The sequence below is a fragment of the Methylomonas sp. LW13 genome (genome assembly GCF_016865255.1).
Classification (GTDB): Bacteria; Pseudomonadota; Gammaproteobacteria; order Methylococcales; family Methylomonadaceae; genus Methylomonas.
Window position 1 is genome coordinate 3,335,269 of record NZ_CP033381.1, and the last position, 17,944, is coordinate 3,353,212.

Annotated in this window: 8 protein-coding genes; all 8 read right to left on the bottom strand. The window is 42.6% G+C overall.

What is annotated here, in order from left to right; all coding sequences use genetic code 11:
* Positions 1 to 4: 4 nt before the first annotated feature.
* The 8 genes from dpdD to dpdE are packed head-to-tail and all read right to left on the bottom strand — an operon-like array spanning position 5 to position 17,926.
* On the bottom strand, positions 5 to 2,284 hold the full coding sequence (dpdD, locus tag JL719_RS15060) for a protein DpdD (protein ID WP_033159483.1): 2,280 nt from the start codon (positions 2,282 to 2,284) through the stop codon (positions 5 to 7).
* Positions 2,281 to 2,814, bottom strand: a complete 534-nt coding sequence (gene dpdK / locus JL719_RS15065; RefSeq protein ID WP_033159484.1) for a phospholipase D-like domain-containing protein DpdK — start codon at positions 2,812 to 2,814, stop codon at positions 2,281 to 2,283. Before dpdK ends, dpdD begins: the two co-directional genes overlap by 4 nt.
* Entirely contained in the window at positions 2,811 to 7,337 is a 4,527-nt protein-coding gene (gene dpdJ / locus JL719_RS15070; RefSeq protein WP_033159485.1) for a protein DpdJ, read from the bottom strand. The genes dpdK and dpdJ overlap by 4 nt, the downstream gene beginning before the upstream one ends.
* Before the next feature lie 6 nt (positions 7,338 to 7,343).
* A complete protein-coding gene (locus JL719_RS15075; RefSeq protein ID WP_033159486.1) occupies positions 7,344 to 8,054 on the bottom strand; it encodes a hypothetical protein in 711 nt (236 codons plus the stop codon).
* Entirely contained in the window at positions 8,055 to 11,183 is a 3,129-nt protein-coding gene (dpdH, locus tag JL719_RS15080) for a protein DpdH (protein ID WP_033159487.1), read from the bottom strand.
* Positions 11,180 to 12,082 carry a protein DpdG gene (gene dpdG / locus JL719_RS15085; protein WP_051670543.1) on the bottom strand — a complete coding sequence of 301 codons (903 nt, stop codon included), beginning with the start codon at positions 12,080 to 12,082 and terminating at the stop codon, positions 11,180 to 11,182. Before dpdG ends, dpdH begins: the two co-directional genes overlap by 4 nt.
* Complete coding sequence (gene dpdF / locus JL719_RS15090) at positions 12,079 to 14,646, bottom strand: protein DpdF (RefSeq protein ID WP_033159488.1); 2,568 nt, start codon at positions 14,644 to 14,646, stop codon at positions 12,079 to 12,081. Before dpdF ends, dpdG begins: the two co-directional genes overlap by 4 nt.
* 16 nt (positions 14,647 to 14,662) lie before the next feature.
* The gene (gene dpdE / locus JL719_RS15095; protein WP_033159489.1) at positions 14,663 to 17,926 is read right to left on the bottom strand and encodes a protein DpdE; all 3,264 of its coding nucleotides are present in this window, start codon (positions 17,924 to 17,926) and stop codon (positions 14,663 to 14,665) included.
* Between the last annotated feature and the right edge of the window lie 18 nt (positions 17,927 to 17,944).

The window sequence follows — 17,944 nt, forward strand, 5'->3', positions numbered from 1 at the left end:
TGTATTAACGAAATGCAATACCATCTAGTGCGCTCTTAACTATGCTGGCAGTACCCTTACCAGAAGGCATAATGATACCCCGTTCTTTGCGCGAGTCCTTAACGCAATAGTAAGCTTGATGTTTGCTGCTTTTCCAAGCAAATACGAATACATCGGCATTCTTCGCAAGTGAAACCAGACGATCAGTTGCAACACCATCATTGTTTGTCTCAACTCGAACTCCTGGAAAGTATTTTTGCAAGATAAGCTTCGCACGTTGGCCTGCACCTTCCGTAAGAGTGTAAATACCAATTAACCCCGTAAACTCAGTCGCTATAGCATGCTTATGGCTATCAATTTCATTGTCACTAGGCGGCGGTAACGATTCGAGAATATTGAAGCAACCGTAGTCCTTTGCAAGAAACTCAAGGACATCTCGCTGTGTTGCAGTTACTCGATGGGGAAATGAACTGACTATAGAAAGCACTTTCGAAAAAAACTGCAATCGCAATTTGCCGCCATCTTGAGCTGGATACAATACTAGAAGTTCGGATGCATTAAGAGCCCAATCAAGATGAATTGGGGAGTTATTCGCTGAAATGATTTCACATAAATCCTCAATGCTCTCTTGATAAACTGGAAGATCTGGCCCTGTAGCAAATAGTGCGTGGACGAGCGACGATGCAATCTCGAGTTCATCTGGGGAAAGTGCGCCACTCCATCCGAGACTTTTAATGAGGTTTAGATAGATCGGTGTAAACGCCCGACTGGATTGGCTTTGTCGTTCAATGAAAAATTCAACAAGGTAAGGGAATGCTTGACGATAAATTTCCTCTTGCTCTCCAATTGCATTACCGATTAGTTGCGCTAATTTGTTACATCGATCATTGTCGTTGCTATAGTCATCAATACTCCATTTGGTAACATTCTCGTCGAGAACGGCGATAGCCGAAGTTAATGTCACGCCATTCGCTACTTCTTGAGCCCAACCAATCCAATCCGAATCTATCTCTGATGAATTAGATGATTGAGCAATGGCTAGTCGAAGACTTTCAAAGCGTGAATGGTCCTTCGAACTAAATCGAGCCAAAACATCTTCAGGTATAGCATCCAATACCTCGAAAACTTTTCGATTAACATCGATAGAATTTAACTCTGCGGCACAACGAAGCAATGTACTGTAAGCCCAGTACTGTGGAAGTAATTCAAAACAAAGTTGAGATGCTGTGACATAGTCCTCATCTGCAATCGCCTGACGTGCACTTTCTAAAGGGGTTATCTCAATTACTGTCGGTTTATCGTTCGCCTTTTCCTGTAATAAGCCAACCCATCGATCTATTAGATTGCGACCCTCGGCACTTTCCGGATAAGCAGTAAGAATCGAATCACACCTTTTAACATTCGGTTCATCCTTTACTAACTCAAATAACAAAAAAGCTCTAAGGACAGTGGCATGCCGTATTCCCTTTCGATCTTTAAACAACGAACCAAATGAGCGAGAAATATTTTGTTTAAACCCAGCAATAATCTCGTCTACATTAAGATTTGTTTCAATCGGTCTGATATACGCTTCATAAAGCGAATCAACCACATCAACTAACGTTTGTCTCGGAAGATTCAGATCCTGAATGGAAGAAATTAATGGCTGGCTTCTAGCTAATTCCTCCTTGCGACCTAATCCAGCAAGGAAACGCACTTCAAGATATTTTCTTTGCTCGGCATCTACACGACCTGAATCAATCAATTCGTCTAGAAATTCTTGGGCATGTTTAGCGTTCCCTGCTAACAATGCCAAATCAAAGTCGCGCCTTATTTTTCCAAAAGGCCTTTGTGTTCTATCCGGTATGGTTGGGCGTCGAGAAAGAAGGTCGCGATACAGAGATAAAGACTGATCAATTTTTTGATAATTATTAGATTTCTCACTACTGAACCTTATAACGCGATTACCAAAACGTTCTTTTAATACCAACTCTGGTTCGCTGGTATCTGATAACTCCCAAGATTCACCACTGAAGTCACTATAACTCGGCCCAATAAAGCTATTAATTTCATCTATTAATTGACAAAACATTTGATCGTCTATGGCCATTCCATACCAAGCTATGGGACCATTAGAACCATATAGTGGCAGTACTAATGGCCGATCAATTACTGGTGAGTTTATCAATTTTATCCAAGGAATAACCCTATCTAAATCGGCTGTTGCAACTTGACCAGATTCAATACTTTGCCATGACAATTGGTTTTTTCCAGAAAAAAACCTTGTTAACCACCACAACTCTTGGGGAGGGATAGTGATACTCATAAGCCCTCTAGATAGATATTAAATTCTAACCGCGACTTTGCAATGTCTTCTGGATCAATTGAAAACTGAATCCATTCATCATTCATCTCAAGACCGTTATAAGTAAGATTCATAGACCCAATCAACAGACTATTAGAAAGCAATATTCCTTTTGTATGTAATTGATCTTGAAGCTTAATTGTCAATTCACTTTCTAAGGCGAATTGTTCTGTCATATCCCTTAATTTATTAATAAAAGGTGTATTTGTTTCTGTGTTACGAGTCACTATTACTACTTGGCTCCCCCTCGCCATTAGTGCAAGTAATACATCTATCAAGCGAATTTCTCTTCTACTCCATTCGGGGTTCAAAGTATCATAATTGCCAGATCTATTATCAATTAGAACGACATTACTAATCCAAGGAGATACGATCCAAATTTTTTCTCCTGCTAGTAGCATCTCACCCACAAACATCATTTGAAGCAATTCACGAAGTGTTGCTACTCCGGTATGCTGACTCTTAAAAATACGACGATAAAGAACTTTCATTGCACCGCCTCGAGAAGTTCTATATCAATCTCTAGCAAATCGTTTGTCTTTCTCACTCCTTGTAATTTCGCATATGCTTTCAAATAACCAGAATCAATCGGATTTGTAATGAATGTATGAAGAGCTGAACCTAATTTGGCGCGATTTACGTCAAGGCATGTCAATGTAACTAATCGACCTTTAGCTAAAAGCTCGATGGCATTTTCCAACCAGTTATTGTCATTATCTACTGGCACCAATTCACGATCGTCTTTAATAGTCTCTATAACTAATAGGCGTTCTATTGGTGGCAATTCGTTAAACTGATTCCAAATTTGTAATGAGGATTGTCTAATCCCTCTGCCTCTAGCCCATAACAATCCGTAAATGGCACTCATTCGCCAAGCCGATCTATCCTGGCCAGGTAAAATACCAACTTCATTAACAACATGGTCAATATCTGCAGCTTGACTTAGCCAATAACAAAGCACTCTTAAATCAATTTCTAAGCCTAATCGCGCCTCTTCTTCTTCCCACCGTTGGATAGCAGTCGAAAGATAAGCATCAGATGCTGTGCCAGTCCCAGGTCTTAAAATGCGGTTTCCCATTGAAACTAAAAAACCATGAAATGGCGAAAATCCTTCGTTTACTAGAGTTAGCCTTAATTTATGTACTGCTTTGGTTAATTGTTCATGGTTTGATATTTCCCTAACTTTCCTAACCATACTTCGCGTTTCGGAAACTGAATCATCGTTGGCCAAAAGATGGATCAACTTAGTCAATTGGTAATCAATTAATTCAAATTCGCTCATCTCAAGGGAGGAACGAACCATAGAAAAGAAGTGACGAGGGTCCTCTGCATATCTACGCATGAGTTCTTCAATATGTCCGCATCCTCCTGGACTTTTCTCTGTAATCCAAATCTCTTGAAAATCATTGCGAGGAGCAAGATGCTCATGAACTTCAGGTCCTCTATCTAGATCGATCGATAGATCATCTAAATTGATAGTTGGACAGAGATCTCCTATTGTTTTCAATAGAGCGGAGCCTAAAGTGCAATGATAGACATCTCGCAACCATGGTTCCCATTCTGCAGAAATGGGTTCCCAAAGATTTCTCGCTAATTTTTCCAATTCCTCAAGAATGTCAGAGCGAGTAAGCAATTCATCAATATCCTGTCGTAAACGATCTTGGCCCCAAGTTTCGGAACCCTCTTCGGTGTCGATTACCTGAGACTGAAAAAGAATTGCTAGAACTTGAGATAGACTAATACTGGCAGTTCCCGAAAGCACTGATTGAATTGCAAAGGAAAGATCACTATTAGTCTGTATTGCCTCGTATGTAATTGCAGATAAAAAAACCTGTGCTAGCCACTCGCGCATGAAGGGACTACCTACATTGGCGAGGACTTGGCCACGCCAAGCATCATCAAAATATCGAGTAGTTCTTAGTGCGCGCCACTTAGCAGAAGAACCTTCGGCAATGGAATATAGACGATCTGGTAAGACTATCTGAAATACCAGGCCATCCGCATAGAACGCAGCGCCAAGTGCAACTGACTCCTCCCCAAATGTAAAATCGAGATTTAATCTAATCTTTTCCCCGGGCCCGATCCCTACTTCGGCCAACGAACCCGTTGCGAAACGCCGCACTTCAATTGGTGCATGGCGGGAATGAGTAAAAAATCCCAATTGTGGAATGAGCGTATTCCACACACTACCATTAGGTGGTTTCAACCAAATTGGCTGACCAAACGGCACAAATTGAGAAACCCAATTAAGGTGAGCTTGAGAACTGTCTGCAATGTTTTCGGAAGGAGCAGAGGGCCTCAGAATCGTAGGCCTGAAAACAGGAACTTCGATTTTGGCACCATCCTTCCAGTAGGAATATTTTCCGAGCGGGATATATTGGCCAAAGTCAGTGATTGCGAGAGTTGAATATGCTAATCCGGAAAGAGCTTCTTGTGACGGAGAAATCCAATATCGCTCAGTACGATACCGAACCCCAAACCTTCTACTGACGCGTCCTGGCGCAAATTCGCGCAAAGCCGCAAAAACAGGCATTGCGTTCTGATCTTCTTGATTGCTTCGTGGAAGCTCGATTTTAACCTCAGCCAAATTAAGATCAGCGAATAAGGTCGCAGGAATAAAATCTGGTAATGGGTTATTGCGGATCTGGAAATCTTGCCCTAATTGACCTTTAAAACACCACTCGGACGACAATCTGCGAAGTGCGGTTGGTATGACCATGGTCATGAGTGGACGAGGGTATTCCCATAAAAGGGCAGAAACTTCATCACTTTGCATTTTCAAAGAAAAACGCAGATGAGTCTCAAGTTTTTTGGTGCTGTTTTCTGATTCAAGAATGGATCTCAGTTCCTTTATTAACCGACTACGCCGATTACCTTTTGTAAGTTCCGATAAGTCTCTCCAAACGCTTCCCGCTGAGGCATCCTGAAGTTTTTGCCCTAAATAGTCGATTGTAGAATAGACTGCTTGCATCCTTGTGATATACCGATTAGTGAGCGGTAACGTCCTCGCCGGCAATTCAGGATCGAAAAGTATGTCGTAACCCTGGTAAGCGATTCTATCGCGACCATAATCTGACAGTACGATGGCTGTCCAAGGTCGCATTCCACGAGTACGGCCAGCCCGGCCTTTACGCTGCAGGAATCCCGCCAGTCCTCTAGGTGCTTTGTGTTGAACTACTGCTCCGACACTGGGGTCATCAAATCCCACTTCTAACGCAGCAGTAGCCACCACGACATCTGCTCTTTGATCCACGCCTCTATCTTGCGAACTGACGCGCTCGATAAACAATTGATTGCCGAGTTCATGCCCCAACTCCTCACACATTCGCCAATCCTGGCCATCTCTATATCGCGATAACGATGATCCAGATCGCCGAAGTACTGCCAGTCCACCATCAGACGCATTTCGCCTATCAACCCTTTGGTTACTATCTCGACCTTCAGCACTAAGTAAATCAAAGTAAAGTCGGTTCGTTACATCAAGATCGTCAGTAAACACAAATGATCGTTGACCAAACAAACCTCCACTCACTGAGTCATTTACGCTTGCAGTCCTTGGATCAAGACAGCGCTGCAATAACATCGTAGTCTGAATGGTGGTAGATAGCAGAGCGGTACGCGACACAGGATCCCCCCTCAAAGCTATCATGTATTCAGCACCTTCTGATTCGACTTCATCTGGGCGCGGCGAAATTTCCTCAACATTAGTGTCCCAAACTCCTGTCAGAGATGCGAAGAAGGACGGTGCTTCTCGTAATGTCGCTGAAAGCCCGACAAATCGTAAAGGTTGTTCGACCAAATGAGTCCAACGCCTCATCAAATAAGCAACTTGAGCTCCATGTCTACCATCGTAAGTATGTACCTCGTCTAAAAGTACTAATTCAGGTGGTCTCTGTGTCTTAGCACCTATTCCAAACAGATGATTGTAATTATTGTCAGACAAGCGCTGATTCAGCATCTCTGTTGTCGTAAACAAAATGTCTGGCGGATATTGAGCAAGCGACTTTCGCGTCAACGGAAATACATCTCCTTTAATATCCCACCCACAGTCTTTACACTTCAGTCGCTCCTTGCCAAGACTATAATCAGTTTCATGCCAATGCATTTCTCCATTGCACATAACACATTGCAGCGTAGGACAAATAAAGTCATTGCCTATCTTATTCCACTTACACCAACGGATGTCAGTTGGCGTATCGCTGTATAGTGCGCCGACTCGAATAGCAACGTTTTTTAAAGATTTGGTTATACCAATCGATCGACCAATAACCTCGCGAAGTTGATCTTTAAGAAGTTCCGACCTTGGATAAAGCGCAACTGTTTTAACCCAGGGCAATGGATCACCGCTGAGATGATGTCGAACCATCGAAGCAAGTGCCGGTAAATAGAACGCCAAAGTTTTTCCGCTACCTGTTCCAGAACAAACAATTGTTGCTAATGCTTTCTTATTTTCTATACCACGTAAAATCCGTTCCGCAGCCCTGACCTGAAACCCAGAAAGCAAAATATCTTTTTTACCTGCCGCAAGTATCGCTTCAATGCCAGTTAAGATCGACGCATTATCAGCAACTAACTTTATTCGTTCCAAGACTTCATTTCGAGTAACATCGCGCTTAGGATATTGCCTACGGCGTCGCTGAAAGCGAAAATCAGCAACCAGCGTAGGGGCTTCTTGCCAACCATTTGGACTACGGCCATGTTTGGGAAACAATTGGCGCAATCTTTGGAGGAGGCGAACAGATTCAGCCATACGCGATCGATACCCAATCTCGCTTTCAGGGATTTCAACCTCTACCAATAGCTTACGTTCAAGAAGTGCGGTTATAACCTCATCAGTATCAAGAAACTCGTCAATTCCAGATTCAAGCGCCGAATCGATTAGCGGCGAAATAAGATCGGATAACTCATGACGCTGGAAAAAACCATCGACAATACCCCAGACTAATAATTTAGATTCTTTTTGTTCTATGCAATCTAAAACGTTGGACAGGAATGTTTCACGTAAATTAGACATGGTTAATTAAATTTGTTTAGCGCGGACCACATAGTTCATCAGTGAATTGTTGCTGCGCAACCAATCAATCACTTCGGGAGTAAGCATTTCGAGACTTGCACCGCCCGTCCCAATTGCTTGAAAGAACTTACTGACATCACGTGGTACGTCTTCCTGAAATTCTATTTGAGCTAATTGATCAGATAGTTTCCTAAGATCGTCAAATTCTTCTGTGTTCCTAGGAATGTTTGAACGATATTTATTAAAGTGTTGATACAGTGTTCTATACCGTTCTAAAGCCTTTTTATTTTCTGGCGTAGGTGCTAATTGTGCACTGCGCTGATTTGGTGGTAATCCGCCAAAAAAATTGCTTGAAAAGAAAACTTTCCAATCATTGGCTTGGGCCTCACTAGATTTTGTTGAAAGTGTTTTCAACTTGTTATTCAAGCTAGTCCACCGCATGCCCTTTAACGTACTTGATTTAGGCGCTTCTTGAAAACGCTGTGAAACATTTCTAACCGTTTCAACTGCAGAATTAAATTCGGACACTGTAGATAGCTTAACTCCTTGATTAGAGAGCAGTTTGGCATTGAATGAGAGTTGTGATATTGGGTTCGCCAGTTGCTCAAGTTCCTTTCTAAGGCCATCTAAAGTCGTTGCTTCCTCCTTATCCACTCCTGCTTCTCGAGCCTTGTTTAAACGATTAAGCATCGATTGAGCCCTATCTAGCATCAACATTTATTGCCCTCCCTTCTGCAATATAAGTATGTCTTCAATTAAATGATCAAATGTCTCTGTCAATTCCTGTACTTTTTCATCCGGACTAACCCCCTGATATTGTGATTCAAGAAATTTTGCTTGTTTTTCTGCTGCGCTTATAACTTTCCTTGCACCATTCAAAAAGTGTTCGGTCACGAGCAATGGCGAGAGTGGAAGTTTAGCCCCTTGCACAATTCTTTTAGCTGGAAATTGATTATCACCATTACTGTCCTCGTTCCTTTGTAGAACTGAAAAGCTTTCTTTGATTGCTGCAGATCGAAAATCCTCACACAAATCCATGAAACCTTTTAAAGAAATCCCAATCTCGTTATCACTCCAAGTCCCCATATCTTTGAGTGTTGTCGCTAAGTCCTTAAATGTACTCAATACAGTTTGCTTATCAAAGTCCGTACCAAGTTCAGTAACTATTGAGTTTTGGATTTTCTTTACATCTTGTAACAATCGGTTAAGCCGGACTATTACCTTTGCATCACTCATGTTCTGCAACTCCTGCTTCAGAGCAGGTGAAAGTTCATATATATCTGCATAATCAATACTGAACCCTTCTGATGGGTAATCATCCAATAAGCGTACTATATCAACACCATACGCTGTCTTCCCTGTTCCCTGAAAACACCCGTTTGTATCAAGTAAGAATTGCCGTAATTGGGGCCTAATTTCGGCCGCTTTTTTTTGTAGAACTGTCCACTCTTTAAACGATTCGGGAGCGGGATCTGTCACAAGTTCAATTTCTTCAAAATTACCAAACAGAAAAGAAGCAAGCGCCGCTGGCGTCCCTCTCCGCTCACTGATACCTAGCAACCGACTGTTTGCTGCCAAGGTGAACATTACAGACTGGTTGTGTTTTTTTACCGAAGCACGAACAATCTCAATAACATCCGGCATAAGACGTTCAACTAAATTGGAGATACGGGCAAGGTCCTCTTCCACGCCGTCATAGTCTGAGTTGGACTTGTATACATCGACATAGCGCAATAGTGCCAACAAGTCTCCACGTAAACGCCCATCAGGGTCGTCGCTATTTATCGCTATCTTAATTGCATCATCTGAAACATTGCCCTCACCACCCGCTTTAGGAATTGAAAATGTATTCACCTTAATCACATTAAGTTTCTGGCATCGCTCGGCATTCCAGTCGATACGCTGATTGATCAAAGTTGCCAGTGCCTTTCGTATTTCATTAGCAATTTTTTGATCTAATCTTGTTTCATTCCGAACCCAATCCTCCAGCGCAGTCTGATACGCGTGGATTTTTTGTTCCTGCTCCGAAGTGGTCTTGCGAGTGGTTGTCTCTGTTGTTTTTTCTGTGGGTTCAATCGGTTTTGAAATCGGCGGAATGTAATCAAAATCCGGTTGAGGCAAGCCAAAAGCCTCAAACACTTCTTTGGGAATGCGACCTATCTCTGATTGTGTCTTTGGGTCATTGCCCCAAATAGTGACTAAACGTTCATAGCGATTTTGTTGGTCTTCTGGTTCATGCAATGATGCTCGCCATTCGGTAACTTTTTGAGACCCTTTTGCAGTGATGCCAGGAGGTGGAAATTGTCCATTTACAAAGGCTTCTCGGCCCATCATTAAGATGTCCCTAATAATATTTTTGATGACATAGCGTGGATTGAAGATTAAGACATTACCTGAAGTCAAAGTGATGCGCGCAAGAAATTCAATAGCCGCTTCAGTGAACGGAAAAAGCGGTACGTTCTCGATATAGCCAAAAGCATTTAGCGTCTTGTTGTCTTCATCACTTCCATCAGAATAAACTCCTGGTGACCAGAACAAATTGCCTGATTCATCCGTTAAGTTTGCTTGTTGATAGTATTTTTTTAATGTAGTCTCACCGTGTCGCGCTGCATTTAAATATGATGCTACAAGTGCCTTTGTGCGCCTTAACGTTTCGGCTTCCGACTCAAGTTGACTCTCAACCACCCATTCGCGCCCTGCACGGGTCGCCAAGGTATCTCTGCCCGCCAGATAGCCATCAGTAACGGCAATGGCAGAACGTATCGTGGCAAACTCTTTACCTTTACTGGTTTCACCTTCCTGAATCAGCACTTTGGCAAGAGTATCTTGAATTCCTACCAAGGCGGCAAAGTCTTCCACCAAAATAACCAACTCCCTGTTGTCCACCAAAAGGAGACGCCGGATCTCCAAAATAACTTCCGCAAGGGTCATCCCCCCCAGAGACTGGTTTAACTGATAAAGTTGTCGGGTTGCTTTGTCAACAACTTCATTTAGCACGCTGACGGCGACAGATTTTCCTCGCCCCTCTTGTGCATTAAGATTTAGTTGGCAGTAACGTTGAACTCGTTTATTGGCTTGTCCAAGGTCAATGTCACTCAAATCGAGGTCCTCTTCCTTAAACTGTGATGCTGTCGAGTCAACCTCTTTTAACTCTCCTTCTACAGAAACTGCACCACTGACCGAACGTTGAATAATCCTAGGAAAAACTGTCTGGCTAAAATGACTAACTGTTTCTGCATCTGCCATAAGTTTGGGCAAGTCCAGTGCATGAGCATAACGATCTTTAAGTGCTATATTCGTCATGTCTTGTTCAAATCTTTGCCTTAAGCTTAAAGCATACTCATTCAGGGCAATTTCTAATTGTGCTTTAAACATAACAACCGCTTCATGCAACGGCACATCTGCCAAAGCCCTAGAAAACTCTTCCTTTACTTGGTCATATTTTGGATTTTGGAGTGGCTCCGCCTCGAGAATTAACTCCACAACACGCCTTAGACTGGCGCTCTTAGGTATCCGAATAATTAGATAACGGTGCGCGTTTGGCAGGCGACGCAAACGGGCGTCGAGTATTCGGATAAGGTGTGATTTACCGACGCCCGAAGCCCCGGTAATGGGTAGTACATGACTTCCGGAAGGGGCATCAGCAACAAAATAACTGATGAGCTCATCTTCTGTAGCTAGTGTTTTGCTTCCAGGCATGACTTTGCCGTCCGGACCAACTCTTGAATACGACAAAGGAAACTGCTGATGTACAGCAAGCAACACTTCGTCAGAAGAGTTCTCAGCTTCAGCCTTAATACATCTATTAATTTCATCTAAAGAAGGCCAATAATTCATGAGACTCATGCATGCACTCCATTCCAGACAACGGATTCGAAACCTATCCATGTACGGTACATTCGGCCAGTTAACCGCAAACTGCTACCGGCATCAGCCCGACCTTTCAACTTGATCTCACCATTTAAATCTAAGCGCCGCAAGGCAAAAGAGAGCGATATCGATAAATGCCCATCACTCGGCTTTCGCCAAGTCGTCGTATTCAAGTTACTTTCAATTTCACTGCGATAAACACCCTTATCGAAGATCGGCAACTGTGTGCTAAGCGCAGTTAAAAAATCGTTTGCAGATAATTCGTGTTGTGTTCCAAAAATCAAAGGCAGTTCATCCCTAATGGCTACCGTTGGGTCAATCTGAAAAGAGGCGCTATCGCCAGAAGCAAAACCTAGGTATCGTGCCCAGAAACGTAGATTCGTCCAGCGAGTGTCATTTTGGACGATCTTTTTATCTCCAGTTATCTGTACTTTTTCATGGTTTTCTGCCCCACCGCTCCATGTCGTTGGCAGCATATATAAATCTTGTGCGAGCAACCAGGTAATACCTCTAACAAAATCACCAGCAGGCGCGGCAGATTCTCCCCAGAATGGAAAAGCATTCTTCTCTTCTAGGATTAAGCTGCGGCAAAATGTAGGCAACTTGGCGGTGAAGCTATCTAAATCCTCCTTTTTACTTTTCGCAAATCTATCATCTAAAGAAATACAGTTATCCTTCTCTGTGAAGAGTCCTAGTTGAGTCCAACGTAACAATGCCCCACGTAATCGCGTTGGAGTGGATGTATCGGAGATTATGTCAGGAAAGCATATCTGCAAAAGATCATCGGCATTAACCTTGCCTAAATAAGCCACAGTACGAAATAAAACAATAAGCTCAGGATGCAATCCGTCACTAGTGTTGTTGAGAATGGTCATTGTTTAATTACTGCAAGTAGTTGTTCGAGTCGTGCTGAGTTTGTCGCTGTATCGGCGATTAAACGATGTGGATAGTTTGGGTCTGCTGTGTTTGACGGATAAAATACCCAGTGCGCTGGGCGTTGCATAAACAATAATTTATTTATTTGTTGTGATGTTATGCGTTCATCAAAAACAGTCACTCTTGCCAAAGGCGAGTAAGGTTCTTCATCCAATTGTCCAAGTTCGCGATTAATCACTATTCCACTCCGCGCATGCCGATATAATTTCCTCCAATCCGCAAGTTTGGCAAGATCGGAGGATTGATCCACACTAAGTTCCTTAACGTTGCATTCAATGACCAACCATTTAACTAAGCTCACAAAGGAAGACAGTGGAGTTCCTGGTTCGTAGAACACTGCAAGAAATGTAGGATCAAGGTGTGGGAATGTTGATTGCCAGGTTGACAAATCAAGCGGGGATAGATTGTAGATGGGTACAGCAATCGGAACGTGATATTGGTCTTTCCTGTTATCCCTGAAACGATCAACGGGACAACCACCACAAACTTGAGTCACACTAACTGGCCAACTCACGGAATTATTACGATACAAGTCCTTGAGAATTTCAGAAACTTCCTTTTCTCCATTGAGAAGAGATTGCATTAACTTAAGGTTTCTTATACCTGCATTTAAGGTTTTCTGACGAGAGTTTGAAATAACATCTTCCCATACGCTTTCCAAACAATGATCATTTCGAAAAAGGCGAATTCGCATGACCGCAAGATCAGTTATTGCAGATGTATAGGAGTCAGTATCATTTTCCGCGCTTTGCATACTGTTTGGCTCGACATCAAGCTCCAGAAAACCGGCACGCGCCATAAGCATTAGGGTCCGCATATTCCACTTCAGGTTCTCTCCAAAACCGCTGCTCATTCCCTGTCTTAATGCTCTAAGATCTATCCTAATAAGCTCGCCATGGTTTGTGTAATTTTTTCTGCTTTCGTACAGTGCGCGCCAACGGGCCATACCCAATTCATTTGAAATAAGTCTAGGGTTTGCCATGTTCTCGGTTAATACCCAGTCTGTATCTTCATAAACCAGTAAGCTAACCGAAGGCATGCCGTCACGTCCGCCACGCCCGACCTCCTGATAAAAACGGTCTAATGTTTCGGGTATCGTCGCATGAAGAATGGTACGAACATCCGCTTTATCGATACCAACGCCAAAAGCGGATGTGGCAACAATGCCGTCTAGTTTATTGCTGATCCAACCATCAATGATCCTTTTGCGCTCCTGGCCATGTGTGCCACCATCAAACCTTTGAATCCTCTTTAACCCAGCATTTTTTAAGATCCGGTACCACAAGGTCGCGTCTTCTCGAGTAGTCACATAAAGAATAAACGGACGTGGCGCATGTCTTAAGGCTTCTAAAATGCGTTCTTGTTTTTCGACTCGAGATTGCGCTTTATAGAACCAATATTGCGGTTCAGGACGTAAATGCACTGCGGCAATCATTTGAACTCTTTCAGGAGGACCAAAAAGATTTGCTAGCGTATCTATGGTTTCTGGAGTGAATGTGGCGCTTAGCAGTAAGGTACGAAAAGGCGGAAGTTTTGCTTCATTTAGTTTTCGAAGCAGACTATTGCGTAAGCCTGCTAATACTTGGAATTCGGGACGGAATTCATCGCCCCACTGTGTAATCAAATGAGCCTCATCTATAACAATATAACGAAGCATACCATTTTGGGCTACTTCAAAAACCGTTCTTAGCAGCGATGTCGTTAACGCCTCCGGCGAGGTAAATAATATTCTTTGCGTCCCCTCGAGCATACGGTGGCGAATCTCAGAGCGATCAATTTCCGGCATGGCCCCATACCATGCTAAAGGCCATGCTTGGTTTATTTGTTTAGATCTCAAAAAATATTGTTCCATTTGCCTTGCTTGATCGATAGCAAGGGCAACTGTCGGTACTACAAATAAGGTTAAGTGCCCATCTTGATAATGAACCAAAGCAGGTGCCTGTCCAACTAAACTCTTTCCAGACCCCGTAGGCAAATTGACGATTAAAGTGTCACCAGGAGGAATCAAAAATGCTCCACGAATTGCTTCCCGTTGCCCAGGACTTGAGTAATACTCATATCCCGTCACATCAGTGATAAAAGGATCAGCTAGGCAACGTCCATCTTCCCTGACAGTTTTGTTCGAAAATGCATCAGTAAACACTCCAACGTTCCCACCATCCAGCCAAGTTGGATTCCATAATGCTACAGAGAGTAAGAAAGAATTTGCACATCCAACTCTCATGACTGAAACCCCGTGCGAAGTCCAGTCCGCTTCTGAAGGCCAAGCTGAATCTGCAGGGACACGTAGGTTCTTCTCACATCCCGAGTTACTAGATTCTCTAAGCAAAATATGCCGAATTAATGGCTGAAGATCGGACTTTTGTAAAACTTCCGTACACCCAAACTCTTTCAGGATCTGAAGGATTCGATCCATGAGGGAGTCGTTAGCGGTCAATTCTGAAATTTGGAGTGACGGCCACTCTAAAAGAATTTCTTGTAACTTGGAAAAATCGAAATCCATTTTCTCACTTGAAAAATTAGCTGGTATAGGGAAACGGCATATCGGATAGAATTACAGCACCTGCTACGTCGATTTTTACAACTGGATTCTTAATTCCTAGATATAGGGCTTGGTTAAGTTTGGTTTCTAACTCTAGTTGTTTACTTTCCGACACTGCTTCAAGTCCATCAAGCATGCGAATACGGGTCGCTAGTTGAGCTTCACGAATCTCGTCTTCTATTCTGGCTCGTTCGATTGCAATTGTCTTTGCGTCAGCCAAACTTGGTCGAGCCAACAGAATTGCTTTCGCGCGATCACGCATGCGGGTGCAACGTTCTGCCCAATTCGCAAAAGTGTCGGGCAAGGCTTCCATCAAAGAAAGAAATCTCAATGTCTTAAGATTAGTATCGATATAACGACCATCATTTCCAAATTTGTCGTATGGCAGTTCCAGGTGCTTTTCAATAAACTCTATAGATGGCTCATCTCCCTCCTCATCAATCCATACCTTTGCAATAATTGGAGGAAAGAGCGAGTCCCTGCGCCGAGAAATAGCTGCACGTGCTGTATCAGTTAATGTAACGGGCGCAGACGCAAGAACCGAATTAGCTCCTTCAAGTTCGCCCTCAATTAAAAAATCGAAGCAAAAATACATTCTGCTTTCTACTTGATTTAGACCTTTACGAAACTGCCGCCACATGGCAAAACTCCGGCCACGATCATCCAGGTCCGAAAAAGATTTTAAGGTTTCGATAAAATCATCACCGTACCGCAAAAGCCGAATACCGTCTTTGACTGCGGTAGGGCGACGAGAACAATGCGGGTAAGTCAATGGTTGCGAAGCGGTTGAATGGCGATCTCCATAATCAAGAACTCCCAAAAAACTATCTAGGAAACCTGATAGTGGTATCAATGTGGCCTGTCCACCGTGTCCAGGTGGCTGATATTGAAACCTAAATACAGGATCAGAGTTATCGACCGCAACCGCCGGATATTGGTTAAACATCAATGTATCGCAAGCCCAATATAGTATTGAACGACGAATGTTTTTCCAGTCTGAATCAATGTCAAAAACGGTCTCTAAATCGCTTTCAACTACAGGAGACAGTTCATCTAATCCGTCTTGTTGGTCGATAAGTTTTAACTCTTTTTCCACGACTCCGTCTTTACCCTTGAGTTTGCTTACCCACGATTCAATGGCTTCAACTCCTTCTGAAAAAATCACACTCTTAATTTGCTGCAATTGATCGTCAACTAAATATTGTAAACTCGAAATAGATCGATCAAACACTCCAAGTGCACTATCGAGTAATGAAAACCAGTTCTTTTGATACTTGGATCCATCATCGAGAAGCACAAGTGATTCAATACCGTCACCTGATCCATATCGATCAACCCGGCCAATACGCTGCTCAATTCGATTGGGTTCTATTGGGAAATCAAAATGAATCATTAATTTTTTTCCACCCTGAAGATTTATTCCTTCCTCGGCAGTTTGATCACAAACAATTATCCTGGTGGACTTATCAGAAATGAACTTAGCTATTGATGACTGCTCATCATCGGCAGTATCAAGAACGTCTCCTTCATGTCGAACAACGATCTCGTCAAACTCAACGGTTAATCGGTCATATACCGTATCAGCAGTCATTTTTTGGGAACAAAAAATGACTATCTTTACCTTACTTAATAACAATGTTGATAGTTCATTAGCAAGACAATCTAATCGACAATTTAACCACTGCTGTCTGTCAATCAACTTTGTTAAATCTAGAAGTAATTGTTCTTCGTCTTCGAATGAAAGTTCCGTTGCGTTGCGAATTGATATTAAGCGCCTCTCAGCTAAAGATTTAACATCTCCTGGATTAGTAAAAAGAGCACTTATCAATTGCCAAAAGAAATTGGTCTTTCCAACATTAGGTACTTGATATTCTTCGGCATCGTCCGTCAAGGTAGCACTAACGCGCCATTGCTCTATAAGGGATTCGATCCTCTCTAATTGAGTTTCTGGAACAATAACGGTGCGAACTCCCATCCTATTTGGAGTTAACCCTGTTACTTGTCTACGTCTATTTCTTAAAATCCTGCGATGCAAACGATAGGTTTCTGATAAATGAGCTCGCAAGATACGAATAGCTTCAATAAGATCCGGGTCATTTTCATCAGGTAAACCAATCAATTTTTGTTTCAAAACTCCTACCAGATGAATTAAGCGCTCATCATTCGGTAATTTTTCGAGCAATTCATCTAAAATTGAATCTAAGTACAGTACGTTTTGCGGGTCTAATGATGCAACCGCCTCAGCAAGTATTTGTCTGTTAAGAATTTTAGTCCGAAACCCATCCTCATCCTCGAGGCTATAAACGACCGGATCTAGTAAATGTAGCATTCGCAAAAAACCCGACTCATTCCTAAGGACAGGGGTAGCTGATAAAAGCAACAATCGCTCAATTTTATTGGAATGAGATCGAACGATGTCATAGAGTCGTCTTGAATGCTCATCGCTCCCTGAGGTCGCGTGATGGGCTTCATCGATAACTAACAGATTTGTGCTATTTAAATGCGCCTCAATTTCGTCTAACAAATCAAAAGAGATAACAAAAACTGACGTATCAATAAAATCAATTAATCCAAATCGATAAATTAATTCTTGACGCCACTGATGCGCCAAAGACCTAGGCACAAGCACAGTTACCCTATGTTTTATAGGGTCATCCAATACAGCTTGTCGAATAACAACGCCAGCTTCAATAGTCTTTCCTAAACCAACTTCGTCGGCTAACAGATAACGTTGCGATGGATCATTCAGAATGCGCCTTATAACGTTTATCTGATGTGATTCAAGTTCAATAACGGATGAAAGTAATGCAGAGATTCCCCAAGCGGATCCCCTCTGTGAGATATACGATGCCATGAAGCCACTGCGAGCTTCCGCATACTGTGGCGTTTCCGTTATTACATTCGCTAAATAGTCAACCGGGTCATCAATTGGCTTTTTGCAACGAACAAACAGATCATCGTATTCACAGAAGACATCGTGTTTATCAGAGAACCGAACCTCCGCACCGTCCCCCGTGTCAACCAATATCCGCCCAACCAACCATTGCCCCCCCTTAAATCGACAATAAACACGGGTATTCGACCCTAAAGTCTTTCTAATAATATCCTTCGGAAGTACAGAACAGATTTCTCGATGAACTTGAGCTGGAGACTCAAAGTATTCAATCTGAAGATGAGTAGCATTAGAATCTATTATCTTTGCTATTCCTAAGTATTCCTGTCTTTTAACTATGCAAAACATTAATCATCCTATTGAGTT

Coding starts and splice junctions, on each gene's coding strand:
- dpdD (WP_033159483.1), bottom strand. CDS start 2,284: ATGAGTATCACTATCCCTCCCCAAGAGTTGTGGTGGTTAACAAGGTTT.
- dpdK (WP_033159484.1), bottom strand. CDS start 2,814: ATGAAAGTTCTTTATCGTCGTATTTTTAAGAGTCAGCATACCGGAGTA.
- dpdJ (WP_033159485.1), bottom strand. CDS start 7,337: ATGTCTAATTTACGTGAAACATTCCTGTCCAACGTTTTAGATTGCATA.
- JL719_RS15075 (WP_033159486.1), bottom strand. CDS start 8,054: ATGTTGATGCTAGATAGGGCTCAATCGATGCTTAATCGTTTAAACAAG.
- dpdH (WP_033159487.1), bottom strand. CDS start 11,183: ATGAGTCTCATGAATTATTGGCCTTCTTTAGATGAAATTAATAGATGT.
- dpdG (WP_051670543.1), bottom strand. CDS start 12,082: ATGACCATTCTCAACAACACTAGTGACGGATTGCATCCTGAGCTTATT.
- dpdF (WP_033159488.1), bottom strand. CDS start 14,646: ATGGATTTCGATTTTTCCAAGTTACAAGAAATTCTTTTAGAGTGGCCG.
- dpdE (WP_033159489.1), bottom strand. CDS start 17,926: ATGTTTTGCATAGTTAAAAGACAGGAATACTTAGGAATAGCAAAGATA.